The 22,571-nt window shown below is 44.7% G+C and carries 29 protein-coding genes and 1 other annotated feature; of the genes, 5 read left to right on the forward strand and 24 right to left on the reverse strand.

The window, feature by feature from the left end:
- Positions 1-279: 279 nt before the first annotated feature.
- The 6 genes from BTA30_RS18960 to BTA30_RS18985 form a co-directional block, all read right to left on the reverse strand.
- Positions 280-465: a Mas-related G-protein coupled receptor member D gene (locus BTA30_RS18960; RefSeq protein ID WP_076762939.1), complete on the reverse strand. Its 186-nt coding sequence runs from the start codon at positions 463-465 to the stop codon at positions 280-282.
- 197 nt (positions 466-662) lie between these two features.
- Complete coding sequence (locus BTA30_RS18965) at positions 663-2,000, reverse strand: HAMP domain-containing sensor histidine kinase (RefSeq protein ID WP_076762941.1); 1,338 nt, start codon at positions 1,998-2,000, stop codon at positions 663-665.
- Entirely contained in the window at positions 1,997-2,668 is a 672-nt protein-coding gene (locus tag BTA30_RS18970) for a response regulator transcription factor (RefSeq protein ID WP_076762945.1), read from the reverse strand. Before BTA30_RS18970 ends, BTA30_RS18965 begins: the two co-directional genes overlap by 4 nt.
- Before the next feature lie 126 nt (positions 2,669-2,794).
- A complete protein-coding gene (locus tag BTA30_RS18975) occupies positions 2,795-2,974 on the reverse strand; it encodes a small acid-soluble spore protein H (protein WP_076762947.1) in 180 nt (59 codons plus the stop codon).
- 101 nt (positions 2,975-3,075) lie between these two features.
- Positions 3,076-3,540 carry a DinB family protein gene (locus tag BTA30_RS18980; protein WP_076762949.1) on the reverse strand — a complete coding sequence of 155 codons (465 nt, stop codon included), beginning with the start codon at positions 3,538-3,540 and terminating at the stop codon, positions 3,076-3,078.
- Positions 3,541-3,621: 81 nt separating this feature from the next.
- Entirely contained in the window at positions 3,622-4,332 is a 711-nt protein-coding gene (locus tag BTA30_RS18985) for a poly-gamma-glutamate hydrolase family protein (RefSeq protein ID WP_076762951.1), read from the reverse strand.
- A gap of 423 nt (positions 4,333-4,755) precedes the next feature.
- On the opposite strand from BTA30_RS18985, the gene BTA30_RS18990 reads away from it, so the two are divergent.
- Positions 4,756-4,935: a DUF8096 family protein gene (locus BTA30_RS18990; RefSeq protein WP_076762953.1), complete on the forward strand. Its 180-nt coding sequence runs from the start codon at positions 4,756-4,758 to the stop codon at positions 4,933-4,935.
- A 107-nt stretch (positions 4,936-5,042) separates the two neighbouring features.
- Here the strand turns inward: BTA30_RS18990 and BTA30_RS18995 are convergent, their stop codons facing one another.
- The 7 genes from BTA30_RS18995 to nadB all read right to left on the reverse strand — a co-directional run bounded on the left by BTA30_RS18995 (position 5,043) and on the right by nadB (position 11,900).
- A complete protein-coding gene (locus BTA30_RS18995; RefSeq protein WP_076762955.1) occupies positions 5,043-5,366 on the reverse strand; it encodes a hypothetical protein in 324 nt (107 codons plus the stop codon).
- 165 nt (positions 5,367-5,531) lie between these two features.
- Positions 5,532-6,254, reverse strand: a complete 723-nt coding sequence (locus tag BTA30_RS19000) for a YebC/PmpR family DNA-binding transcriptional regulator (protein WP_076762957.1) — start codon at positions 6,252-6,254, stop codon at positions 5,532-5,534.
- 116 nt (positions 6,255-6,370) lie between these two features.
- Positions 6,371-7,006, reverse strand: coding sequence for a YhcN/YlaJ family sporulation lipoprotein (locus tag BTA30_RS19005; RefSeq protein ID WP_076762960.1), 636 nt, complete (start codon positions 7,004-7,006; stop codon positions 6,371-6,373).
- Positions 7,007-7,178: 172 nt separating this feature from the next.
- Entirely contained in the window at positions 7,179-8,258 is a 1,080-nt protein-coding gene (gene safA / locus BTA30_RS19010) for a SafA/ExsA family spore coat assembly protein (protein ID WP_076762962.1), read from the reverse strand.
- Positions 8,259-8,374: 116 nt separating this feature from the next.
- On the reverse strand, positions 8,375-9,484 hold the full coding sequence (nadA, locus tag BTA30_RS19015) for a quinolinate synthase NadA (RefSeq protein WP_076762965.1): 1,110 nt from the start codon (positions 9,482-9,484) through the stop codon (positions 8,375-8,377).
- A 3-nt stretch (positions 9,485-9,487) separates the two neighbouring features.
- Entirely contained in the window at positions 9,488-10,345 is an 858-nt protein-coding gene (gene nadC / locus BTA30_RS19020) for a carboxylating nicotinate-nucleotide diphosphorylase (protein ID WP_076762967.1), read from the reverse strand.
- A complete protein-coding gene (gene nadB, locus BTA30_RS19025; RefSeq protein WP_076762969.1) occupies positions 10,326-11,900 on the reverse strand; it encodes an L-aspartate oxidase in 1,575 nt (524 codons plus the stop codon). Before nadB ends, nadC begins: the two co-directional genes overlap by 20 nt.
- A 98-nt stretch (positions 11,901-11,998) precedes the next feature.
- Between nadB and BTA30_RS19030 the strand changes: the two genes are divergently transcribed.
- Complete coding sequence (locus BTA30_RS19030; protein ID WP_076762971.1) at positions 11,999-13,177, forward strand: IscS subfamily cysteine desulfurase; 1,179 nt, start codon at positions 11,999-12,001, stop codon at positions 13,175-13,177.
- The gene (locus tag BTA30_RS19035) at positions 13,146-13,688 is read left to right on the forward strand and encodes a transcription repressor NadR (protein WP_076762974.1); all 543 of its coding nucleotides are present in this window, start codon (positions 13,146-13,148) and stop codon (positions 13,686-13,688) included. Before BTA30_RS19030 ends, BTA30_RS19035 begins: the two co-directional genes overlap by 32 nt.
- A gap of 49 nt (positions 13,689-13,737) precedes the next feature.
- Here BTA30_RS19035 and pheA read toward each other — a convergent pair whose 3' ends face one another.
- The 9 genes from pheA to BTA30_RS19080 all read right to left on the reverse strand — a co-directional run bounded on the left by pheA (position 13,738) and on the right by BTA30_RS19080 (position 20,092).
- Entirely contained in the window at positions 13,738-14,589 is an 852-nt protein-coding gene (gene pheA / locus BTA30_RS19040) for a prephenate dehydratase (RefSeq protein WP_076763071.1), read from the reverse strand.
- A gap of 27 nt (positions 14,590-14,616) precedes the next feature.
- Positions 14,617-15,060 (reverse strand): ACT domain-containing protein, encoded by a 444-nt coding sequence (locus BTA30_RS19045; protein ID WP_076762976.1) that lies wholly within the window; start codon positions 15,058-15,060, stop codon positions 14,617-14,619.
- Between the two features lie 116 nt (positions 15,061-15,176).
- Positions 15,177-16,463, reverse strand: a complete 1,287-nt coding sequence (gene obgE, locus BTA30_RS19050; RefSeq protein ID WP_076762977.1) for a GTPase ObgE — start codon at positions 16,461-16,463, stop codon at positions 15,177-15,179.
- 35 nt (positions 16,464-16,498) lie between these two features.
- The gene (locus BTA30_RS19055; protein ID WP_076762980.1) at positions 16,499-17,068 is read right to left on the reverse strand and encodes a sporulation initiation phosphotransferase B; all 570 of its coding nucleotides are present in this window, start codon (positions 17,066-17,068) and stop codon (positions 16,499-16,501) included.
- Positions 17,069-17,321: 253 nt separating this feature from the next.
- Positions 17,322-17,603: a 50S ribosomal protein L27 gene (rpmA, locus tag BTA30_RS19060; RefSeq protein WP_076762982.1), complete on the reverse strand. Its 282-nt coding sequence runs from the start codon at positions 17,601-17,603 to the stop codon at positions 17,322-17,324.
- Positions 17,604-17,615: 12 nt separating this feature from the next.
- A complete protein-coding gene (locus BTA30_RS19065) occupies positions 17,616-17,957 on the reverse strand; it encodes a ribosomal-processing cysteine protease Prp (RefSeq protein ID WP_076762984.1) in 342 nt (113 codons plus the stop codon).
- 12 nt (positions 17,958-17,969) lie between these two features.
- Entirely contained in the window at positions 17,970-18,278 is a 309-nt protein-coding gene (gene rplU, locus BTA30_RS19070; protein ID WP_076762987.1) for a 50S ribosomal protein L21, read from the reverse strand.
- A gap of 12 nt (positions 18,279-18,290) precedes the next feature.
- Positions 18,291-18,366 (reverse strand) — a sequence feature (ribosomal protein L21 leader region).
- A 75-nt stretch (positions 18,367-18,441) separates the two neighbouring features.
- Positions 18,442-19,308, reverse strand: a complete 867-nt coding sequence (locus BTA30_RS19075; RefSeq protein ID WP_076762988.1) for a M50 family metallopeptidase — start codon at positions 19,306-19,308, stop codon at positions 18,442-18,444.
- Complete coding sequence (locus tag BTA30_RS19080; protein ID WP_076762991.1) at positions 19,301-20,092, reverse strand: M23 family metallopeptidase; 792 nt, start codon at positions 20,090-20,092, stop codon at positions 19,301-19,303. Before BTA30_RS19080 ends, BTA30_RS19075 begins: the two co-directional genes overlap by 8 nt.
- Positions 20,093-20,239: 147 nt before the next feature.
- Between BTA30_RS19080 and BTA30_RS19085 the strand changes: the two genes are divergently transcribed.
- Both BTA30_RS19085 and BTA30_RS19090 read left to right on the forward strand, forming a co-directional pair.
- Complete coding sequence (locus BTA30_RS19085) at positions 20,240-20,677, forward strand: SRPBCC family protein (protein ID WP_076762993.1); 438 nt, start codon at positions 20,240-20,242, stop codon at positions 20,675-20,677.
- A complete protein-coding gene (locus BTA30_RS19090) occupies positions 20,677-21,009 on the forward strand; it encodes an ArsR/SmtB family transcription factor (RefSeq protein ID WP_076762995.1) in 333 nt (110 codons plus the stop codon). The genes BTA30_RS19085 and BTA30_RS19090 overlap by 1 nt, the downstream gene beginning before the upstream one ends.
- Before the next feature lie 45 nt (positions 21,010-21,054).
- On the opposite strand, the gene minD is transcribed toward BTA30_RS19090, so the two are convergent.
- Together minD and minC are read right to left on the reverse strand one after the other, a co-directional pair.
- Positions 21,055-21,861 (reverse strand): septum site-determining protein MinD, encoded by an 807-nt coding sequence (minD, locus tag BTA30_RS19095; protein WP_076762997.1) that lies wholly within the window; start codon positions 21,859-21,861, stop codon positions 21,055-21,057.
- A 2-nt stretch (positions 21,862-21,863) separates the two neighbouring features.
- The gene (gene minC, locus BTA30_RS19100) at positions 21,864-22,547 is read right to left on the reverse strand and encodes a septum site-determining protein MinC (protein ID WP_076762999.1); all 684 of its coding nucleotides are present in this window, start codon (positions 22,545-22,547) and stop codon (positions 21,864-21,866) included.
- Positions 22,548-22,571 lie beyond the last annotated feature (24 nt).

Raw genomic sequence — 22,571 nt, forward strand, 5'->3', positions numbered from 1 at the left:
AGGTTTCTCTACAAGCTGACAGCCTTCAGGAAAGGCTGTTTTTCTTATCCAAATGATGAAACCTTCCAAGGGCACATACCGTATATTAGTCACAGCATCCCTTTTTGAAAGGAGCATCAGATGTTGAAGAAAAAAAAGCGGCAGAAATCTGACAAGTCGGATTACCTATGCCTATTTGATTTGCTCGAGCCTTTATATTACTTGCTGAGATTAGCAGTAGGCGGCATCGCAAAATTTATCAATTAATAGTCCCTGCCAGACCCTCCGCTGTTGGAACGTTCAGCTGAGCAAGATAAAAGCTGCAAATGTGACAAGATAAAGCGCAAATGCTCCGCTCATCCATTTGACCGGCTTTCTGGACAGATCCAACAGCCCTTTGACTCCGTCATTCAGCACCATGCTGATAAAAATAACAAAAGCTGTTCCAAAAGCCAGCATGGAAATCATGAAGAAAATCATATTCATTTTAATTTCCCCTCCGTACAATCGAGATTTATACCTCTGACAACAAAGCAGCACATCTTCTGATAAGATCTGATACTTCATCTGTTTTCAACTATAGATTTTGCAGGTTAAAAAAAGGCTGTTTTCTAGTTTAAATTCCGTTTAAATCAAATAAAAAAGCGAGAATCTTCTTGATTTCCCGCTTTTTAAAACCAGTATCAGTTTTTATAAATCATAAATATCGTCCCGTCTGAATCACTGCTGATTTTGCTGTGAAGATCCATTTGCTTGAGCATCATCTCAATAATGGACAGGCCGATACCGGCGCCTTTTTTTCCGGAGACGGCGTCAAAGCCCGGTCCCCTGTCTTTAATTTGCAGAACAGGACGTCCGCCTGACATTTTTGTTTTGACAGATACGTATTTTCCTGAATAGGCGTGACGCAATATATTTTGAAACAAATTATCAAGAATGCGTTTTAGCCATGTTTCGTCAATGTCCCACTCGATAGGCTGTTTTAAATCAATGTCGACGTCGAACTGTTCTTTTTCAAAAATCGGATACCAGCCGGCCAATGAGGAACGGATGACCCTTAAGACATCGGTGCGCTCTTTGTGCAGCGGCAGTCTTCCAGCAGCCAGAAGCGAGTAGGAAGACAGATTGTCGATCAAATCACCGATAAAAGCGATTTTATCGTTTATGACCTGTAAAGAATGGCTTCCTTTTTCACTAATGTCTTCATCCTTTAACGAGAACGTATGTCCTCTGATGACGGTAAGCGGCGTTCTTAGATCATGGGATAAATCAGCAATCAGTTTTTTTCGAATTTCGGCCTCCTCGCGCTCTTTCCTTCTGCTCGTTCTCAGTTCTTCGACCATATGATTAAATGAGTATTCAACTTGCCCGAGCTCATCATTCCGCTTGATCCCGAGCGGCTGCGGTATGCCGTCATCGCCTTGTGTTTTCATATGTTTTTCCAGATTAATGAGCCGTTTCTGTAGCTTGGAAAAAAAACGCCATGAATTGAAAACAAACAATAAAAAAACACCGATTACGATCGTAAACCACAGATGCGTGTATTTCTCCCTTAAAAACGCCCACTCCGTGCCGATGAGCGACCGGGGCGTCTCCAATATCGCATAACCGCTGTCTTCTTTTCCTTTCAGATAAACTTGGAGCAGGAAATAATTCTTATTATCGCGCCTCATCATGTTGAAAACATCAGTCACTGTCAAATCCGTTTTTCCTTCGGGGTAGCCGGCCGATGTAGAGTACAATACTTTCCCTTCATCGTTCATCCAAATGATGTCGGAATCTTTGTATCGTTTCATTCCGCTGAACGAAGACAAAATCTCTTCATTTGTTTTCCCCTTCAAATTCGCAACATCGCTTTTCCACCGCTTTTCCAATTGTTCCGGTTCATAATGTGTAATGCTTTGATCATCGATGATGTAGGTGAGCGTGATAAAATAAATGAAATTAACAAGAAAAAAGGCAATCGGAAAGAAAAGGAGAGAGGTGATAATATTCATCAAGTATTTTGTCGATAATTTCATTGTTTGATCCTGTAGCCGATTCCCCTGACCGTCTCAAGGATTTCGGGTTGGTTTGGGTTGTTTTCTAGTTTTTTGCGCAGGTGCCTGATATGAACCATTAATGTTTTATCCCCTTCAATAAACGGCTGCTTCCAAATGCTTTCATACATTTGTTCCTTCGTCAAAATTTGATTGGGGTGCCTGAGCAGAAGAAAGAAAATCTTCAGCTGCTTATCCGTTAATAAAACCTCTTCTCCTGTGTGTTTGTTTATGATTCGATTCTCTTGCATATACACCTTCAGATGTTTCAGGTTGAGCTCATTGATATGCGTCTTGTCAAACCTTCTCAGCAGCACTTCAATTCGTGCTCCGAGCTCTTCAGGATGAAAAGGCTTTGTGACGTAATCATCGGCAAATCCAAGTCCTTTGAGCTTATCCTCTAAAGCCGTTCTCGCAGTCAATAGCAAAATCGGCACTTGCGGATGAGACTCCTTCATCCTCTCTCCGATCGTAAACCCGTCCAAGCCCGGCATCATAATATCCAAGACGACCAAATCTGCTGTATCCATATGCCTTTCATAGCCGAGGGAAGATGTCAGCCAGACCAGCTTATAGCCTTTGTTTTCAAGAGAATCCTTCAAAAATCGGCCGATCTCCTGATCATCTTCAATATATAAAATCGTATACATCTGCTACACTCCCCAAACTAATTACATCTATTTTCATATCATAACAAAAAGGTGTCGGTTTTCGCTTTTTTGGCGTCAACATTAAAAACCCCCTCCTAAGCGAAGGGGGTTTGTTGGTTTCTATTTTTATTGTTCTTGCAAGTTCGTAAGCGGCACTTCCTGCTCATTCTCAGGCTGGCCAAGCGGATAGATTCTCGCGGTCCCGCTTTGTTCATCAACATGCTGAATATAAATGGGCCGGCCGTTATAAGTGACATCGACCATGACGGGAGATTCGACGATTTCTTGGGCACGCTGTGTATTCATCCTGAAATCCTCCTTTAGATTTTACTCATAATGTGTGCTCCCGTCCTCATTCATATTCGTTTCGGCTGGATTTTCTTTAAAACCGGGGCTTTTTCAGGATGTCAACGAAGCTTGACGTATAAAGGCAGATCAGTATGTCCCATTTCACGCACATACACAAAAAGATTGCCTTTGTGGTGAATCTCATGGCCGATGACAAACTGAAGCAGCTGTTCAGCGGTCACTTTCTGTCCGAACATGTTGGTCAGATCGATTTCACGGTCCAATTCCTCATCTGTAAAGGATTCGAGCAGTTCTTTCGTTTTTTCGGTATAAGTTTGGGCAAGCTCGGCAAGGCTTGTCTCTGTTTCTTCCATTTTCTTTTTTAACGCTTCCGGGTTTCCTTCCTTAGCGGTCCGTGCAAATTGATAGAAAGAATACAGCATGTGCGTCACCAATTCTCTTGCAGACATTGACGTCTCAGTCGGTTTGTAATCAGTATGTTTTTCAGCAATTCTTCCAATCAGTTCTTCTGTGACGGTGCGGTGGGATAAAAAATCCTGAACGACACGGGTTTTCCGTTCCATTCTTCTATTCCTCCTTCATGATTTCAGCCATTCACATTTAGAATAACATGATTTTCCTGGAATTTGCTCAAATGAAGCTCTTTAACATTTGTCTTCCAGTACTTTTCGAACCGCTTTAACATATCTGTAAAACTTCCTTGTTTTGGTCTCCTCTCTGTCTTTATAATCAAAGTCTTCAAAAAATGCTTTTCTTTGCGCCGTGCTGATTTCCAGCTGCACGCTCATCCCCGTCTGGCTTTCATTATTGATGTTCTCCTCAGCTGTTCCGGCAAACCTGCCGTTCACTTTGACGAGTTCAGCAGAAAAATCAGATTTCTTAAGAGATCTGACAATAGCTTTTGCCAGTTGTCTGTCCGTGCCTCCGACCAATGTGTGCGGCCGATCGCCCGAATAGCCGTGAAAAGCGATTGTATAGTGATGCTCTTTTATTTTTTGCAAGGCGAGCGGCTCGTCAAAATTTGTGCTCGTGATATGCAAATCGGAATTGTTCTTATCTTTTTTTCCTTCGAATAAATAAGTTGAGTAATCATCGTTAAAAGCGCGTACAAGTTCACTGACCCCGCCTTCAATTCTTCCTCCGTGAGGCGAAAAAATTAAACAGTCGCTTCCTGCTTCTTCATGATATTCAATATTATATCCGTTTTTTTCATGCTTCTGCAGTTCCTTGAAATTGGCATACCTGTCGCCGGCCTGGAGCTGATATTCCTCCCTGGCCGTTTTCTCAGCCCACCTGTATACACCATTTATCATCACAGCTGCGATCACCAAAAAGATGAATACTTTCTTTTTCATGTTTTCTTCCCCTTTTGTTTCTTATAATGCTAGTCTAAAAAGCATGTCCTTCATGCTGAACTGTTATATGTGTTTTGACTTTTTTGTGACACAGTTATTTTACGCTTAAGATATTACGCATTCAATTATGAATAAGTTTGATAAAAAATAAAAATTTTAATTTTTTTATTAAAACAATCCTTTTTAGTTAGTTTAAAAGACAGATAAATTTTAAGAAGAAAATCCGATAAGAAAATTCAGCTGCCTGCCGATTTTCCTCGGGAAACCCTATTCCCTTGCAATAGGGGCGTTTTACCACAAACGGGGTATACGGTTTGATAAAAGTATAACAACCAGCGGCAATCTATGCAGGTGCTATATTTCCTTTTTCAGCTCCTTCTGTTATCCTATTAACCGATAATAAAAATGCAGGTGAAAAATATCATGGAAACAGATTATGAAATAAAAGACTATGATCCGGCAATTGTTTATGACTACAATCAGTATCCTGATGTCCGCCACGGACGCTGCGACAATTGCGACTATACGCTTTTTAAAAGCTCGGTAAAGAACGGACAATTCTTGCGCGAATGCCGGCGCTGCGGCATGAAGAAAAGCATTTAAACAGCAAACGGCTGCGGGAGTTTAGGTCTGCAGCTGTTTATATGTATAAAAAAACTTGCCGACAATGCTGATCTAGCTTTGCCGACAAAATGGAGAATCTATCAATTCTAAGCATCTTTATTTTTGCTTGTTACAGTTCCGGTGATCGAGTCGCCGATCTTTCCGTTCAGTTCAGCATTCAGGCTGTTGATGTTTTGAATGTATTCGTTGATGATATTTTGGATCGATTGATTAAGTTCTGCGTTTTTGTTATTTGAGAAATCAGCTTCTGTTAAATCGATTCCGCTTTTCTCTTGAACCAAACCATAAATGGATTGGCCAAAGCCGGTGACAAGGCTGTTGATTTTTTCAATGACTTGAGCCGTTTCCTGGTCTTGCTGGTTTGCGTTCGATGCAGAAAACGGCTTCTCGCTTCCATGCTGTTCAGCCATTTATCATCCCTCCTCTCCATAATCTTCATGCCGAGATTCCTTCACAATATATGTTTAAAAAAAGATTTTGTTTCCGCAGCTGGCTTGTTGCTCCTTCTAAATGGTTGAAGACATAGAAAAAGGACGCCTCTTAAACGAAAAGGGCGTCCTTTTGACTCGCGTTTTTTAATGAACGTTTGTATACACTTCCTGTACATCATCGTCATCTTCAAGCAGATCAACGAGTTTTTCGATTTTTTCCTGAACCGGTTCATCCACTTCGGCATATGTTTGGGGAATCATTGTGATTTCTGCTGTAGCAGGCTGATAACCGCGGCTTTCAAGAGCCTTTTTCACTTTCTCAAACTCTTCAGGCTCCGTAAAAATTTCAAACAGCTCATCGCTCGTTTCGAGTTCTTCTGCACCTATATCAATGACTTCAAGCATGAATTCCTCTTCATTTGTTTCAAGGTCTTCACGCTCGATGGCAATGTATCCTTTCCGATTGAACATATAAGAGACGCAGCCTGTTTCTCCCAGGCTTCCGCCGTTTTTGCTGAAAGCGGTCCTGACGTTTGTCGCCGACCGATTTTTATTATCTGTCAGACATTTGACCATGACAGCCACACCGCCGGGGCCATAGCCTTCATACGTTATTTCTTCATAGCTGTTTCCGTCCTGGCTGCCTGAAGCTTTTTTGATGGCGCGGTCAATGTTGTCATTCGGCATGTTTGCATTTTTGGCTTTATCGATGACGAGGCGCAGGCTTGCGTTTGATTCGGGATCAGGTCCCCCCTCTTTTGCGGCTACATAAATTTCTTTGGCAAGCTTCATGAAAATTTTGCCGCGTTTTGCATCCTGGGCATTTTTTCGTCTCTGAATATTTTTCCATTTAGAATGGCCAGCCATATCTTTCTACCTCCAAAAAAATTCTCGTCTCTATGTATCACTTTATACGGTTTTGCCCGCTTTTGTAAAGAAAATGGCAAAATTGCCGGGGGCGTATCCCGGCAATTTTGGAATTGTCATTGATTCCGCATGCGGTTCAAATGATCATTTGTGGTGTCTCCGCGATCCCTTAAGTTCTGTGGACTGTCATTCATTTCACGCAGCCTTGTGAATGTGCCGTTATCTTCTGCAATTTGAATCGTCCGATCTCCGGCCAACGTTTTCGCTGTTTTTCTTATTTGGTTCCTCTCGTCATTTGACAGATTTTTGTCAGCCCGCACAGCAATGATCACTGTTTCATTTGTGACAGCAACTTGACTTTCGTCGATATTATTCATTTTATTGATACGCTTTGTGATGTCCCTTGAGATTTTACGGTTTTGCGGATTATCATATCCCGTGTTTGCCGTATTCACCAAATGGTTGTGATAATTCATGTCTCCCCGGCTGTACGTTCCATCGCCTGTCGGAACGGGGTTGTCATTTCGGTTTGTCACATTTGTCGTGCCATTTCTCCCGTTCATATTTTCAAGCATTTCTGTAACAGGACCGTCATTATCAAAACCGTCATCACGATCTGCGTCATTGGAATAATATCCGATTGGACGGGTATTGTTATCGTTTCTTGTATCCAAAGCATTGTTCGTTCCGCAGGCTGAAAGACCAGCTGTCAAAAGTAAAATACCCGAAAACACTTTCAGCTTTTTGTCCAATGGTAGAACCCCCCGTGAAAACCGCTAATTTGAGCATTTCGCTCTTTTTTAGGATGTGCGGGATGAGGAGAGTTACCCTTGACAGTTATAGACAATCGCTTAAAAAACGGCATGAGAATCCTTATTTGAGCCACATTAAAAAAGGAACGATAGATCATCGTCCCATACTTGATCAGTCTTCATCATCTTCCGGCCTGTTGAACATTTGGCCGCCTGCCGGCTGCTGGCCGTATCCACCCATACCATAAGGGCTTCCCATTTGCGGCATCTGGCCGTATGGTACACCGCCCTGATAGCCTCCCGGGAACTGGCCAGGTCCGCATCCGCAGTCATCCCCGCCTCCGTGCGACATATTTGGATCTCCTCCATGCCCGACATTAGGCGGTGCATATCCAGGCATTGGCTGATAAGGTGCATATGACGGCATATAGGCAGGTGCTGTCATTGGCTGTTGCTGATAGGGCTGTTGCTGATAAGGCTGTTGCTGATAGCCGTGATGGCCGGGATTGTCATGACTCATGTTGTCATCTCCGTCATATTCCGCCGGTGATACATATCCCGGCTGAGGCATGTAAGGCATTTGATGAGCAGGATAAGGATACCATGGATAACATAAACCAGTGCCAGGCAATACCGGAGAAACTGGGATTAAGCAGCCCGGATGATACGGGTATGGATGGTGATAAGCAGGTGCAACATTCGGCATTCCGTGAAATTTCTTGTTTTCATCACCTGCTGCTCCTACATTAGGCGGCTGCGGAATATTTGGATAGTTAACATTTTCCATATTACTCTCCTCCTCATTTGTCCATGGAAAATTCATGTTAGGGCCTTTCTTATGATGCTCATACGGTTTCGGAGGTACAAACGGCTGATGAAGCTGATTTACATTCTGATAAAGATTGGAAATGTCTCCCTCAGGCATACTTGACTGACCTGAATTAGGAACAGGCGGAACATAAGGAGTCGAAGGCTTTTCTTTCGGTTTGATATCTTCAACATCAAGCTTGCCTTTAGGCTTTTCTTTTGCAAATGGATGTTCCTGCTTTTTCGGAAATTCCTTCCGCATATTAACCTCTTCTTCTTTTTTTACCGGCACTCCCCCTGACGGCACTTTTATTTTCATTCCGGGCATGATCAAATCTGGATTACTCAGCTGCGAATTTAGTTTTTTCAGTTCTTGAAAGTCCACTTCATATCTTTCTGCAATTTTTTCAAGAGAGTCGCCCTTTTGGACAATATGAATTTTCAACGTTTTCCCCTCCTATGCAAAAACGTGAACGAACGCATTAGAATAACAAATATGTTTCCTCACAAATGTATGCGCAGACAGGAGGGGTTATGATAAAAACTTGTTCTTTCAGAAATTTAGCCGATGCTTAACATCCGGTTAAGAGCAGTGACAGCATCTTTTGTGATATCCTTTTCAACGTTAATCACGCCCGTCGGTTCGCCTTTATCTATTTGCTCCAATGACCATAATAAATGAGGAAGATCGATTCTGTTCATCGTCAAACACGGGCACATGTCGGGATTGAGGGATTCAATCTGTTTATCAGGATGCTCATTAATGATTCTCTGGACAAGATTCATCTCTGTTCCAACCGCCCATTTGCTTCCAGGCTCCGCTTCATTGATGGTGTCGATAATTTTTTTGGTGGAGCCGCTGAAATCGCTGAGCATCACGACTTCGTGCGTACATTCAGGATGGACAATGACATTGATGTCAGGATCACGTTCTTTTACATTTTTGATATTAGCCACGGTGAATTTTTCATGAACCGAACAATGGCCCTTCCACAGAATGATTTTTACGTCTTGTATATCTCCGTCATACACCAGCTTTTCAGCAATAGGGTCCCATACTGCCATCCGGCTGAGCGGAATCCCTAATTCATATGCCGTATTGCGCCCAAGATGCTGATCAGGAAGAAATAAAATTCGTTCTTTTTGCGTGAGCGCCCATGTTACAATGCGGCTTGCATTGGAGGAAGTGACGGATGCCCCGCCGTTTCTCCCTGTAAAAGCTTTAATCTCGGCCGTTGAATTGACATATGTTAACGGAATGATCGTATTGCCAAAGATTCGTGTCAGCTCATCCCAAGCCCGGTTTGTTTGCTGCATATTTGCCATGTCTGCCATCGAACAGCCGGCTCTCATATCAGGCAAAACGACGACCTGTTCTTCTGACGTGAGCATATCGGCTGTTTCTGCCATAAAATGCACACCGCAAAACGCGATATATTCTGCTTTTTTATTGCGCTGGGCCACTTGGGCAAGCTGCAGCGAATCCCCTGTAGCATCCGCAAATTGAATGACTTCGTCTTTTTGATAGTGGTGGCCGGGGATGAACAGCTTTTCCCCGTATTTCTTTTTGATCCGCAAAATTCTCTGCACCATTTCTTCATCAGTCAGTTCTTTATAATGATCTGGCATCATGCCCGCATTTGTATCGTTTATCAAGTTTAAAATAGACATCTGTCACCTCTCCAATCCCGCTTCATTTTTCAGATCAACATTCATGCTGAAATCAAGGCTCTTCGCCGAATGTGTCAAATAGCCCAACGAAATACAGTCGACCCCTGTCCCCCTGTATGCAGGGAGATTTTCAAATGAAATGCCTCCGGAAGCTTCTGTTATCATTCCGGCAGGCGTCATGTCCGCAAATGCTTTCACCGTTTCCGGAGGACAGTTGTCAAACATAATGATATCCGCCCCCGCTTCGATCGCATCCATTAGCTCTTTTTCAGACTCGATTTCCACTTCGATCATCACCATGTGTCCGCAAGCTGCCCGCGCTTTTTCAACCGCTTTTAAAATCGAACCGCAAGCAGCGATGTGATTGTCTTTAATCATGACGCCCCCGTCAAGTCCAAAGCGGTGATTTGTGCCTCCCCCCGTTTTGACCGCGTATTTTTCAAGCATACGGAGGCCGGGCGTGGTCTTTCTCGTGTCACAGATCGATATGCTCGGATCATTTAGCCTGATAACGGATTGATTCGTTAATGTAGCAATACCCGACATTCGCTGTATAAGGTTGAGCACAACCCGTTCACCTGTCAGAAGGGAGGCGGCCGGACCTTTGAGATATGCGATCACATCTCCTTTTTCAACCGGTTCACCATCTTTTTTTCTCAGATCAACGGCTATCGTTTCATTGATCAGCCGAAATCCTTCCTTGATCACCATCGCCCCTGCAAACAAGCCGTCTTCCTTCGCCGTAATAACAGCCTCGCATTGATGATCTTCATTAAAAACAGCCTGGGAAGTGAGATCTCCCCAGCCGATATCCTCTTTGAAAAATTCTTCGAGCATTTGCCTAAGCTTGAGCTTCTGCATAGTTCACAATCCCTTCGTTTTCTCTCACCTTGATGCTGCCTTTTGAATGGATGATTTGTTTTCCTTTCCAGTTTTCATCATCGATCGACGGATAATCTGAACGGAAATGTCCTCCTCTGCTTTCTGTTCGAAGCAAGGCAGAAGCTGTCATCAGCTTAGCAGTCTGCCACAGGTGAGCCAGATTCAGCTCCTCTTTTGTGATTTCTTTCACATTCAGTTTTTGAACAGGCATCTGTTCGAGCCAATTTTTCACCTTCAGCAGTTCATCCGCCGTACGTACAATGGAGACATGATCTGTCATCTTTTTCTGAATGGCTTTCATATTCACAAGCGGTACGTCAAATGTCATATCTTCCGGATCAGAGGCTTTTCCGCTGAGAAAGGCCGGTTTTTTTCGTTTTTGGATCCGTTCTGCCGCTCTTTTTCCAAAGACAAGACATTCTAAAAGAGAATTGCTTGCCAGCCGATTGGCTCCGTGGAAACCCGTACAAGCGGCTTCTCCGATAACAAAAAGGTTTGGTACAGACGTTTCTCCCCACTTGTTTACGGAAACTCCGCCCATTAAAAAATGCATCCCGGGTGATACGGGAAGCCGCCCGTCTTCAATTAGGACGCCTGCTTTTTCACAAAGCGAAGAGATCGTTGGAAAACGCATCCTAAAATCCCGTATGTTCCTGATATCCAAAAATACGCGGGTTCCGGCAGCCAGCTTTTCATGAATCGCTCTTGAGACAATATCTCTGGGCGCCAAATCCTTCAAAGGATGGATCTCTTCCATCACCCGCCGGTCGTTTTCATCTATCAAAATGGCTCCTTCCCCGCGGACGGCCTCAGAGACAAGCCCATGTGCACGCCCGTTTTTCACGAGGAGTGTGGGATGAAATTGAACGAACTCCAAATCAGTCAGCTCCGCTCCCGCCCGATATGCGAGAGAAAGTCCGTCGCTTGTCACTGAGCGGTTATTTGTGTGCATTTGAAAAAGATTTCCGCACCCTCCTGCCGCCAAGACGATATAATCGGCTTTTCTGAGACTGACATTTCCCCGGCTGTCTTTCGTCCAGACGCCTGCACAGCGGTCATTTTCGATCCATAAGTCAACCGCGGTTTCGTGCTCCTTCAGCACGACATGAGAACCGAGCCGTCCGATTAAATGGCGAATCAGCATCCGTCCCGTCGCATCTCCGCCGGCATGCAAAATCCGGTTTACTGAATGTGCGCCTTCTTTTCCGAGGCGGAGTTTTCCATCTTCATCTGCATCGAAAGGGAAATTTTGATCGATCAGCTCTTCAACAAGCCGATGCCCATCTTCAATGGCACCATTGACTGTTTCAATGTGATTGTGGCCGCAGCCGGCGTATAATGTGTCTTCTGCATGGGCAAAGGTTGAATCATGAGGCAGTTTAGACGAGGCAATACCGCCTTGAGCGAGCGTTGAATTGCTGTCATATACTGACTCTTTCGTCATCACCATCACTTCAAATGAGGGCGGCATGGCCGCAGCAAAAGACAGAGCAGCCGCACCTGCGCCGACAACAATGATCGTCTGACCAGACATGATGACTCCTCCTGTATATTTACATGTGTCTTGACACCTATATTTACATATAGATAAAATAAACTCAAGTATTTTTTATAAGAATGGAGATTAGAATTGTGATTTATCTTGATTATGCAGCGACAACACCGGCTTCCAAAGACGCTTTGAAGGCGTTTCAAAAACTCAGCACGGACATTTACGGCAATTCAAGCAGTCTGCATGATGCAGGGGGGAAAGCGGAGAGCATGTTGCGACACTGCCGTCAAAAGCTGGCAGAATTGATATCGGGTGAGCCTGAAGGGATTTATTTTACGAGCGGGGGCACAGAATCGAATTTTTTGGCGATCCATTCCATCTTAAATGGCCTCCCCTCTGATAAACGGCATTTTTTAATGACAGAAATGGAACATCAATCCATTCATATTTTGAAGCGCCACCTTTCCATGGCTGGATTTGAAGTGAGCACGATGAAGCCCAATGCTTGCGGCATCATCACCGCCGAAATATTAGAACGGCATCTCCGCCCTGATACTGGGCTTGTCTCCATTCAGCACGCGAATTCAGAAACGGGCGTCATTCAGCCTTTGGCGGAGATTTCCTCTTTTTTGCATGAACGCGGTGTGCTTCTTCACAGTGATGCCGTTCAGACGTTTGCCAAAATTCCTGTCAATGCTGCTCGGCTCGGAGTGGATGCTTTATCGGTTTCAAGCCATAAAGTATACGGACCTAAAGGCACAGGTGCAGTCTATATTCGGCCAGGTGTGAATTGGAGACCTGTCTATCCCGGAACCTTGCATGAAAAGGGATTTAGAAGCGGCACGGTCAATGTACCCGGCGTCGGCGCTTTTGTCACCGCTGCTGAATCGACGATCGGCCATATGGCTGCCGCTTATGAAAAGCACCAAATGCTGCGCAGCCATTTCCTGCAGGGATTAAAAGAACGGAGACTTCCGATCTCACTGGCCGTTTCCGATGCGGCCGATTCACAGGTGCTTCCTCATATTTTAGGTTGTTTTTTTCATTGCTTTGAAGGACAATATGTTATGCTGGAATGTAATCGGCGCGGAATCTGCATATCAACGGGAAGCGCCTGTTCAGCCGGCTATCATGAGCCGTCAAACACCATGAATGCCCTTGGCATTCCAAGAGAGCAGGCGCTTCAATTCATACGGATTTCCTTCGGCTATGACACGACAAAGAACCATATTGATAAACTGTTGGATGTATTGACAGATATGAATCATGAGAAAGGGGACCAACGGATTGACAGACGGATTAAAACTGATGGGAGCTGAGCGGCGCAAGCAGCTGCTTGCTTGGCTAAAAGAATCAGAGACCCCATTAACCGGAAGCGGGCTGGCAAAAAAAGCGTCCGTTTCACGGCAAGTGATCGTACAAGATATTTCTTTATTAAAGGCCAAAAATGAACCGATTATCGCAACAAGCCAAGGTTACATGTACTTGCGGTCTGCCGCCGGAGAAAAACAGCCGGTTCAACGAATCATAGCATGTGATCATGAACCTGAAAAAACAGAAGAGGAACTAAACGTGATTGTCGATTTTGGTGTGACGGTGAAGGATGTTACGATTGAACATCCTGTCTACGGCGATTTAACGGCCTCCATTAGAGTGAGCACGAGAAAAGAGGTCTCCGATTTTGTCAAAAAAATCTCCTCTACGAATGCCGCTTACCTGTCCCAGCTGACAAACGGGATACATCTGCATACACTGGAGGCAGATGATGAGAAAAAGATCGAACAGGCATGCGAGGCCCTCAAAAAAGCGGGCATTCTGATTTCTGAATAAGAAATGAAAAAAAGGTCCTTTGCCATGATGGCGAAGGACCTATTCATTGTTATAAGCTATAAGCATTGTAAGCCCCGAGCATCTTCACTTTGCAGCCTAAAGCTTCAAGCTCGGCTATTGCACCCGGAATCAGGACATCATCTAAAGCCATTTCAATATCGATGATAAAAAAGTAATTTCCCAGACCGGTTTTAGTCGGACGGGATTCAATTTTGGAAAGATTCAAATTTCTCCAGGCGAAAGCTGATAACACTTGATGGAGCGCCCCTGATCTGTCTGAAGGAAGGGTCACCAAAAGCGTCGTTTTCGGCCTTGGCGTTAATACCGGATTGACTTGAACGGAAGCATGCCGATCCGGATGAAGCATAACAAATCTTGTATGATTATATTCGTAATCATGGATATCGCGTTTAACGATCTCTAATTGATAGGTTTCGGCAGCCATTTCATTGGCGATCACCGCAATATTCTGCTCCGGATGTTCACTCACATATTTTGCCGCCGCTCCCGTAGACGTTGCATATTCGAATGGAACAGAATGAAATTGGCTGTGTAAAAATTTATGGCACTGTGCAATCGCATGGGAATGGGAATAAACCTTTTGAATATCCGCCCATACTTCTTTTCTTGAAGGATGGACAAGCAGATGCTGGCGGATCGGAGCGGTGATTTCCCCGACAATATAAAGCGGCTGTTCATGAATTAAATAATCAATTGTCAAGTTCACTGATCCTTCGATTGCATTTTCCAGCGGCACGACAGCCAGATCGATTTCACCATTCATGGCTGCGTCCATACAGGCAGGTATTGTGCTAAATGCTTGCTGTTTGGCGCTTGTAAAACAAGAGCAAACAGCAAGATGTGTAAATGTTGCTTCAGGACCTAAATAACCAACTTTCATACTCATGATTGATATCATTCTCTCCCTTTATGCGCCTGAACCTAGTATTTCGACCTTTTCTACGAATTCCAGCTTTCTCAATTTGTTCATCAGTAAATCAATATTGTCAGCCATTCCCCTCGTACTGACTGACAATGTGACATTCGCTCTTCCCTGAAGGGGAATGGTCTGGTGAATCGACAGCACATTGCAGCCTGATTCAGCTACAACCTGAAGCAGATGGGACAGCGTTCCTGAACGGTCTTCCAAATGAAAAAAAAGCGTGATGATCTGTTCTTTGACCATTGTATAAAAAGGAAATACCGCATCTCTGTACTTGTAAAAAGCGCTTCTGCTCAAATCAACCTTTTGGACGGCTTCAGCTACAGATTCTGCTTTCTTCCGTTCAATCAGCTTTTTGACCTCAAGTGTTTTCCGCATTGCCTCAGGCAGCACGTCTTCTCTGACAAGATAAAAGGTCTCCTCTTTCACTGACTTTTCTCTCCTTTTAAAAAAACCTGTTTCCTTTAAAATAGATCGCTTGAAAGGAAAGACACTTCCTTTCCGTTAAAATTCGGAGAGCCTGCTTGGCAAACTCTCCGACACGATCAGTCAATAAATTCAAATTCAAACTCGAGCAAGCGGATCGTATCTCCATCTTTTGCACCGCGTGCCCGCAAAGCGTCATCAACACCCATGCCTCGAAGCTGTCTGGCGAAGCGCTTCACAGACTCGTCTCTTGAGAAGTCCGTCATTTTAAATAGGCGTTCAAGCTTAGCTCCGCTCAAGACAAAGGTGCCGTCAGGATCGCGGGTGATGTCAAACGGCGCTTCTTCATCCTCCAGCTTATACATGACTCTGTTTTCAGTCAGTTCTTCCTCGTCATACAGCGGGAATTCCGGTGTCGTTTGCAAACGGTTGGCAATCTCAAACAGCAGATCCCTTAAGCCTTGTTTTGTGACTGCACTGATCGGAAAAACTGGGTGATCCTCTGTCAGCTTTTCTTTAAATGCCTTCAGGTTTTCTTCAGCTTCCGGCATGTCCATTTTATTGGCGACGATAATCTGCGGACGCTCAGTCAGCCTTAAATTATACTGCTCGAGCTCTTTATTGATTGTCACGTAGTCCTCATAAGGATCGCGCCCTTCAAGGCCTGACATATCAATCACGTGAACAATGACGCGCGTTCTCTCAATATGTCTGAGAAATTGGTGGCCGAGCCCCACTCCTTCATGGGCTCCTTCGATCAGTCCCGGAAGATCTGCCATCACAAAGCTGCGCCCGTCATCGGTTTCAACCATTCCGAGGTTTGGGGCAAGCGTTGTAAAATGGTAGTCAGCGATTTTCGGCTTTGCTGAAGACACGACAGACAAGAGGGTTGACTTTCCTACGCTTGGGAAACCGACTAGGCCGACATCGGCCAAAACCTTCAGTTCAAGCACCACATAGCGTTCTTTGCCCGGTTCGCCGTTTTCCGAAAGCTGCGGCGCCGGATTTGCCGGTGTCGCAAAGCGGGTATTGCCGCGTCCTCCGCGTCCGCCTTTTGCGATGACGGCTTCCTGTCCATGCTCGATTAAATCAGCGAGAACCTGCTTTGTGTCATCATCAATGACAACGGTGCCCGGGGGAACTTTAACCACCATATCCTCCGAATTTCTGCCGTGCTGATTTTTCGACATGCCATGCTCGCCGCGAATCGCCTTGAAATGTCTTTGATATCTAAAATCCATCAGCGTGCTGAGGCCTTCGTCAACTTTGAAAACGACGTCTCCGCCTTTTCCGCCGTCTCCGCCTGCAGGGCCTCCTTTAGGCACATATTTTTCGCGGCGGAAGGCAACCATTCCATTGCCCCCGTCTCCGCCTTTAACATATACTTTTACCTGATCAACAAACATAATGTCCTCCGTTCTATTCCTCAAAAAACCGTGCTTTACTTAATATGAATCTCAGCAAGGCATTCACGGTCTGTTACATCAAGCCGTTTGATTTCATAAAAATCAGCCTGTGATTGATGAAAATCTTTAAAACCTGTCAGCTTTGTAAAAACACCGTGAAAATCGAGATAGATGACAAGCTGACCGTCCGTCTGCAGCGTGATCGTCAAATGATTCTCACTGCCTTTTAAAACGGAATCGTCAAAAATCCGGAACAGCTTTCTGACGAGAGCCACCAGCTTTTCTTCATAGGCTGACAGATCTCTGACTTCGCCGATCACCTCGTATTCAAGCGTCAGCGAATGAGCCGTCCAGTTAAATGTGAGCAAGTCATAAGCAAAGCGCGGTATTCTAAGATTTGAAAGCTTTGATTCATGCTGAGCTTCTATGACCACTTCATCAATAATTTCAAACACGCGGTCATACTTCTTTAATGTTAGGTTTCCTTTAATCAATTGCAGTTTATTCATCCAGTCGTGTCTTGAATGGCTGAGCAAATGAATAAGCTCATGGGTCAAAGCTTTATCGTCCATATTCTTTTCCTGTTTTTTCGAAATATCTTCCATTTTGGCACTCCCAATCGTTTGTTCTCTCTTTTAGGAGTCTGATTCAGTGTGTACTTTGAATTATAACAGAGAAGGCAGTATAAATGAAACACGTTTATATACTTTAACGAAGCCGAATCAGAGCGGAATCCCGGGCTTTTGCACCCGCCGGGAAGGTGATTTCACGGTTCAAAAAGGAAATTCCAATCGTCTTGGACGGTGCAGCAAATATGTAAAAAAACTCCGGTCAGAACGACCGGAGTTTTGTTTAAGGTTAGGCTACAGGATATACGCTCACTTTTTTGCGGTCACGGCCGAAACGTTCGAATTTAACAGTTCCGTCGACTTTAGCATATAGAGTGTCATCTCCGCCGCGCCCAACGTTTTCACCTGGATAGATTTTTGTTCCGCGCTGACGATAAAGGATGGAACCGCCAGATACGAATTGACCGTCTGCACGTTTAGCACCTAGGCGTTTCGCCTCAGAGTCACGTCCGTTCTTCGTTGAACCTACTCCTTTTTTAGATGCAAAAAACTGAAGATCTAATTTTAGCATGTAGCTCACCTCCTATATTTTGTTCGTCGTTACTTTTAAGTAACCTTTGTAATCCCGTTCAATGGTTTCAAGGGAAACGATCATGCCTTCAAGAAGCAGCTGAGCTTTTTCAAAAGCTTCCCGATCGGTTTCATCAGGGAATTTGAAGACTAAGAGCCCTCCGTCTTCCCCGAGATCAATGACCGGTTCAATGCCCGTCAGTTTAATGACCGCATTGACCGCTCCAAAGGCAACTGCCGATGCCCCTGCACAAACGAGATCCTGTCCATGTTCAGCAAAATTCGCATGCCCCGACATTTCAAAGGACAAAATGTCTTTGTTCGATCGGGATCTTGTAATCGTTGCTTGAATCATATCTTACACGCCTTATGCGTTGATTTTTTCAATGACAACTTTTGTGTAAGGCTGACGATGACCTTGTTTTTTGTGTTGGTTTTTCTTTGGCTTGTACTTAAATACGGTAATCTTTTTAGCACGGCCTTGTTTTTCAACTTTGCCTGTTACCGTAGCACCTTCAACCATTGGGCTGCCAACTTTAACGTTTTCACCGCCGATAAACAATACATTGTCGAAAGTAACTGTTTCGCCGGCTTCAGCAGCAAGCTTTTCAACGTATACAGTTTGACCTTCTTCAACTTTGATTTGTTTTCCGCCTGTTTGAATAATTGCGTACATCTCTGCACCTCCTAATAAACTAAGACTCGCCAGTCAGCAGGGGGCTTAGAAAGCACTTAACACCTGCGCTGAGCGGTTGTAGCACGGGTGCTACATCCATAACATTAAAAACTATACCAAAAAAGAAGCCGAATGTCAATGTCATTTAGGCAAATCTAGATGATTAATAAACCAAAAGCAGTTCTTCCATTGAAGATGTCGTTCGTTTATCGGCAAAATAGGCGTGAAGAACTTCATTTTCGTCAAGCTGACTCAGTTTTTCGCCGTTTTTCTCAATGATGATTGGGTGCTTGCAGCCCCTTTTGAACCTGAGCATGACATCATAGATTCGTTCATCGGCGTGTGCGGTGATCGGTGACAGCAAGCGCACTTCCCGCTCCTTTCCATAGTAGCGTTCAAGCAAAAAACGGATGTGTGCATAATGACGATTGCGGTATTCATTATGCAGAGAAACAGCCAGAAAGATAAGCAGCACCCAGGCGCTCAGCTGCGAAGGAGAAATCAGCAAAATCAAGCCGATTAAGAAGGTACAGCCAATGCACGACGCAAACAAGCTCATCCGCTGTGCTTTTTGATATGGAATATATCTTGAAAACAGCAAAAACAGCAGTTTTCCCCCGTCAAGCGGCCAGACGGGGAATAAGTTAATCATGAGGATCGTTATATTGTAAAAAGTGAACATCTTAAAAACTTCCGGCCCGATCAATGCATTGGCTGACAAAACCCAAGCTGCACATTGAAGCCAGATATGCTGCACCGGCCCCGCCGCTATGACGGAGAGCTCTTCTTTTAACGGTCTGTTGCCATGTTCATCAACCTCTAACGTTCCGCCAAAGGGGAGCAAAAAAATTCCTTTAATCCTCCATGAAAAATAAACGGCTGCCGCAGCATGGCCAAGCTCGTGAATGAAAATAATAATCATTAAACAAAATAGCGCTTTAATATGCCCGGTCATCAAACCGAGCGCCATCACAAACCACAGCAGCGGATGAATATGAAGCTTTGTGATGAGCTCCGTCCATTTATTCAAATGTAATCACCTGTATCGGATCGACAAATTCCTCTCCCTGTTTAATCGCAAAATAATAGACGCCCTTATGATTTTTGCCCTGTTCAATCGTTCCCAGTTTGCTTCCTTTATCAACAAAATCATATAAAGCGACATCTGCTTTTTTCAGCTGACCGTAGTAGGTATAGCTGTTATCCGCATGCTGCACGACAACCGTCAGGCCGGTATCAGAGTTTTTGTCCACTTCAATGACATAGCCCTCCTTCATGCTCCGGATGGTTTCATCTTCTGTTTCTACCTTAATGCCCTGACCGGAGAATTTCTCCTGAACCTTTCCCATAGCAGGTGTAGCCAAGTCTTGATTGACCTCTACCTGACCGGACGGCTTGCCGCTTTTCGGCTGAAACAGTGCGAGCGGATGGCCGAATTTTGATTCATACCAATGCTCGAGAGCCGCAAACTGAAATTCTTCGGTGAACACCTGGCTGATCGCTGGTCTGACCTGTTTCAAGGGTGCAAATTGCCCTTTGTAGGCAATCGCGGATATAAGAACGAGGCAGGCGGCCAAAAGACATTTGATCATGAGCACATCTGCCTTTATAAGCGGATGCTTTCGGTTTATCAGAAAAGAACTTCCTTCATGCGCGGGAAATTCACCGTGTTTTTCATCTTCGGGAAAGGCAGTCCAGACAGGCGGCTTGGCCGGCCTTTTTTTGCTGTCCGGCTGACCGGGCGTTTTTCCCGCGGTTTTCTGCTTTCGTTTTTTGGCCATTCTTTTTCGAATCTCATCTGCTCTATGACTCATAACCCTCATCCTTTACATTCAGGTTGGTTTGTACATGATATGCCTTGTCCACGGCGATTATGCCGACAACATTGACATAAAACCAAAAGGTTGCATATAATAAAATGAAACCTTTTGGTTTTATTTTGATGATGGAGGTTGTATGCAATGAAGGAAAATCATCAGCAACATGTGCCTGATATACATAAAAAGGTTGTATTTCATGCACCGATTCAAAAAGTGTGGGAGGCTGTGGCCACTAGTGAAGGGATTGCCGACTGGTTCATGCCGAATGATTTTCGGCCGGAAATCGGCTATGAGTTTACCCTGCAGTCACCGTTCGGACCTTCCCCGTGCAAAGTGATTGAACTTGAAGCACCGCACCGCCTCGCTTTCAGCTGGGACACATCAGGCTGGATTATTACATTTGAACTGAACGAGACGGCTGACGGAAATACAGAATTCACCTTGATCCATTCGGGATGGGGAGATCCGGAAGAAACGGTTTCAAAAGCCGGCGAAAAGCAGGCTGATGTCCGCAACAGGATGAACGGCGGCTGGGAAAACATCGTCAATCAAAAGCTTCGTCAGGCAGTTGAAAACTAGTGTCATCATCCGCACGAAAACACGATGTGTTTCAAGCCGTTTCCGATCCCACCCGGAGAAAGCTGATGAAGCTCCTTGCCGATCAGGAATTGCCCATTGCTGATATCAGCAGACATTTCCCGATAAGCCGGACTGCCGTGACAAAGCACTTGCGGGTTTTATCTGAAGCGCAGCTTGTGAGCGGACGCAAGGTGGGAAGAGAAAAGCTGTACAGACTGCATCCAGAGCCGCTGAACGAATTGCAGCGGTGGCTCTCGTATTTCGACCAGTATTGGGACAACAAGCTTTCAATGCTGAAACATAAGGTCGAGATCAGGGATAAAGAAAAATGAAGCTATAAAAAAAGCAATCTCAGGTGATGAGATTGCTTTTTTCCTTTAAGCACGCACGCCAAAAAATGATTTAATTTTAGCAAATACGCCTTTATTTTCTTCTTCAAACGACTGTAAAGGCACCGATTCGCCCAGAACGCGGCGGGCGATGTTCCGGTAGGCGATCGAAGCTTTGTGATTCGGGTCCATGACAACAGGCTCTCCATTATTGGACGCTTTAATGACTTCATCATCATCAGCGACAATACCGATCAATTCGATCGACAAGTGCTGGATCACTTCATCGACATCAAGCGTATCGCCGTTTTTCATTAAATGGTTGCGGATCCGGTTGACGATCAGACGCGGCGGCTCGATGTTTTCTTCTTTCTCAAGAAGCCCGATGATCCGATCGGCATCGCGAACAGCGGAAATTTCCGGTGTAGTCACAACGATCGCTTTGTCTGCGCCTGATACCGCATTTTTATATCCTTGTTCAATCCCTGCCGGACAGTCAATAACGATATAATCAAAGTCCTGTTTCAACTGCGTGATTAACTTGACCATCTGCTCAGGCAAAACGGCAGATTTGTCGCTTGTCTGCGCAGCCGGCAGCAAATAAAGCAAATCGTCAAAGCGTTTATCCTTTACAAGCGCCTGATGGATTTTGCATCTTTCCTCAACAACATCCACCAGATCATAGATAATTCTATTTTCAAGGCCCATGACAACATCCAGATTGCGCAGCCCAATGTCTGTATCAACGAGGCATACCCGTTTTCCTAAAATGGCCAAGGCGGTGCCAAGATTTGCGGATGTCGTCGTTTTCCCTACTCCGCCTTTCCCCGAGGTTATTACGATAGCTTCACCCAATTTTACATTCCTCCCTCAAGCCTTGTTAAACTAGGTCTTAAATGAGCTAATTGTTGAAGGCGGTCAATGACCATATTCTCATTTTCATCTAAATAAGCACATTCCATGTTGTCGTTCCCTTCTTGGATGTGGTCTGGGGAGCGATTGAGCACATGATTGATACGCAACTGAGTCGGTCTCATGTCCGAAGCCGCAATAACAGCTCGTTTATTTCCATTAAAACCAGCGTGGGCAATCCCTCTTAATGAGCCGAGGATAAAAATATTCCCTCCGGCTTTCACCATTCCTCCCGGGTTCACATCCCCAATGAGAAGCAGATCGCCCTCTGTTTCCAGCACTTGTCCTGAACGGACAATCTTAGCGACAGAAATGATCTCGCTTTCGGCTTTTAGGCGGTTTGCTTCTTTCTTGGTCATGACTTCACTTTCAATGGAGTGGATAAACAGGTTTTGTTTTTCAGTGATCACTTCGGTCAGTTTTTCTTCTTGTTCCTTTGTCACATAACGGTGTCCGAGCTTAATGAGAACACTGATTTTCTGGCCTTTTCCATCCATATAATGTTCGAGTGACAGCATATCCTGAAGACCGTACAGTAATTCTTCAAAAGAGCATGTGTCATCAAGATGAAGCGTCAGTCCATTTTTCGTTCCTTTAATTGTTACGTATTGCTGCTTTTGGGTCTTCACGGTGTTCACCTCAACATCATACTC

The organism is Bacillus swezeyi (genome assembly GCF_001969815.1).
GTDB lineage: Bacteria > Bacillota > Bacilli > Bacillales > Bacillaceae > Bacillus > Bacillus swezeyi.

What these genes read in the sequence shown, in the direction of transcription:
- BTA30_RS19055 (WP_076762980.1), bottom strand. Translation starts at nt 17,068, where the DNA reads ATGGAAGATATTTCGAAAAAACAGGAAAAGAATATGGACGATAAAGCT.
- BTA30_RS18960 (WP_076762939.1), bottom strand. Translation starts at nt 465, where the DNA reads ATGAATATGATTTTCTTCATGATTTCCATGCTGGCTTTTGGAACAGCT.
- BTA30_RS19080 (WP_076762991.1), bottom strand. Translation starts at nt 20,092, where the DNA reads ATGAGTCATAGAGCAGATGAGATTCGAAAAAGAATGGCCAAAAAACGA.
- obgE (WP_076762977.1), bottom strand. Translation starts at nt 16,463, where the DNA reads ATGTTTGTTGATCAGGTAAAAGTATATGTTAAAGGCGGAGACGGGGGC.
- rpmA (WP_076762982.1), bottom strand. Translation starts at nt 17,603, where the DNA reads ATGCTAAAATTAGATCTTCAGTTTTTTGCATCTAAAAAAGGAGTAGGT.
- BTA30_RS18980 (WP_076762949.1), bottom strand. Translation starts at nt 3,540, where the DNA reads ATGGAACGGAAAACCCGTGTCGTTCAGGATTTTTTATCCCACCGCACC.
- BTA30_RS18970 (WP_076762945.1), bottom strand. Translation starts at nt 2,668, where the DNA reads ATGTATACGATTTTATATATTGAAGATGATCAGGAGATCGGCCGATTT.
- nadA (WP_076762965.1), bottom strand. Translation starts at nt 9,484, where the DNA reads ATGTCTATTTTAAACTTGATAAACGATACAAATGCGGGCATGATGCCA.
- BTA30_RS18995 (WP_076762955.1), bottom strand. Translation starts at nt 5,366, where the DNA reads ATGGCTGAACAGCATGGAAGCGAGAAGCCGTTTTCTGCATCGAACGCA.
- BTA30_RS19065 (WP_076762984.1), bottom strand. Translation starts at nt 17,957, where the DNA reads ATGATTCAAGCAACGATTACAAGATCCCGATCGAACAAAGACATTTTG.
- BTA30_RS18965 (WP_076762941.1), bottom strand. Translation starts at nt 2,000, where the DNA reads ATGAAATTATCGACAAAATACTTGATGAATATTATCACCTCTCTCCTT.
- BTA30_RS18985 (WP_076762951.1), bottom strand. Translation starts at nt 4,332, where the DNA reads ATGAAAAAGAAAGTATTCATCTTTTTGGTGATCGCAGCTGTGATGATA.
- nadB (WP_076762969.1), bottom strand. Translation starts at nt 11,900, where the DNA reads ATGTCTGGTCAGACGATCATTGTTGTCGGCGCAGGTGCGGCTGCTCTG.
- BTA30_RS19085 (WP_076762993.1), top strand. Translation starts at nt 20,240, where the DNA reads ATGAAGGAAAATCATCAGCAACATGTGCCTGATATACATAAAAAGGTT.
- pheA (WP_076763071.1), bottom strand. Translation starts at nt 14,589, where the DNA reads ATGAAAGTTGGTTATTTAGGTCCTGAAGCAACATTTACACATCTTGCT.
- nadC (WP_076762967.1), bottom strand. Translation starts at nt 10,345, where the DNA reads ATGCAGAAGCTCAAGCTTAGGCAAATGCTCGAAGAATTTTTCAAAGAG.
- BTA30_RS18990 (WP_076762953.1), top strand. Translation starts at nt 4,756, where the DNA reads ATGGAAACAGATTATGAAATAAAAGACTATGATCCGGCAATTGTTTAT.
- rplU (WP_076762987.1), bottom strand. Translation starts at nt 18,278, where the DNA reads ATGTACGCAATTATTCAAACAGGCGGAAAACAAATCAAAGTTGAAGAA.
- BTA30_RS19000 (WP_076762957.1), bottom strand. Translation starts at nt 6,254, where the DNA reads ATGGCTGGCCATTCTAAATGGAAAAATATTCAGAGACGAAAAAATGCC.
- BTA30_RS18975 (WP_076762947.1), bottom strand. Translation starts at nt 2,974, where the DNA reads ATGAATACACAGCGTGCCCAAGAAATCGTCGAATCTCCCGTCATGGTC.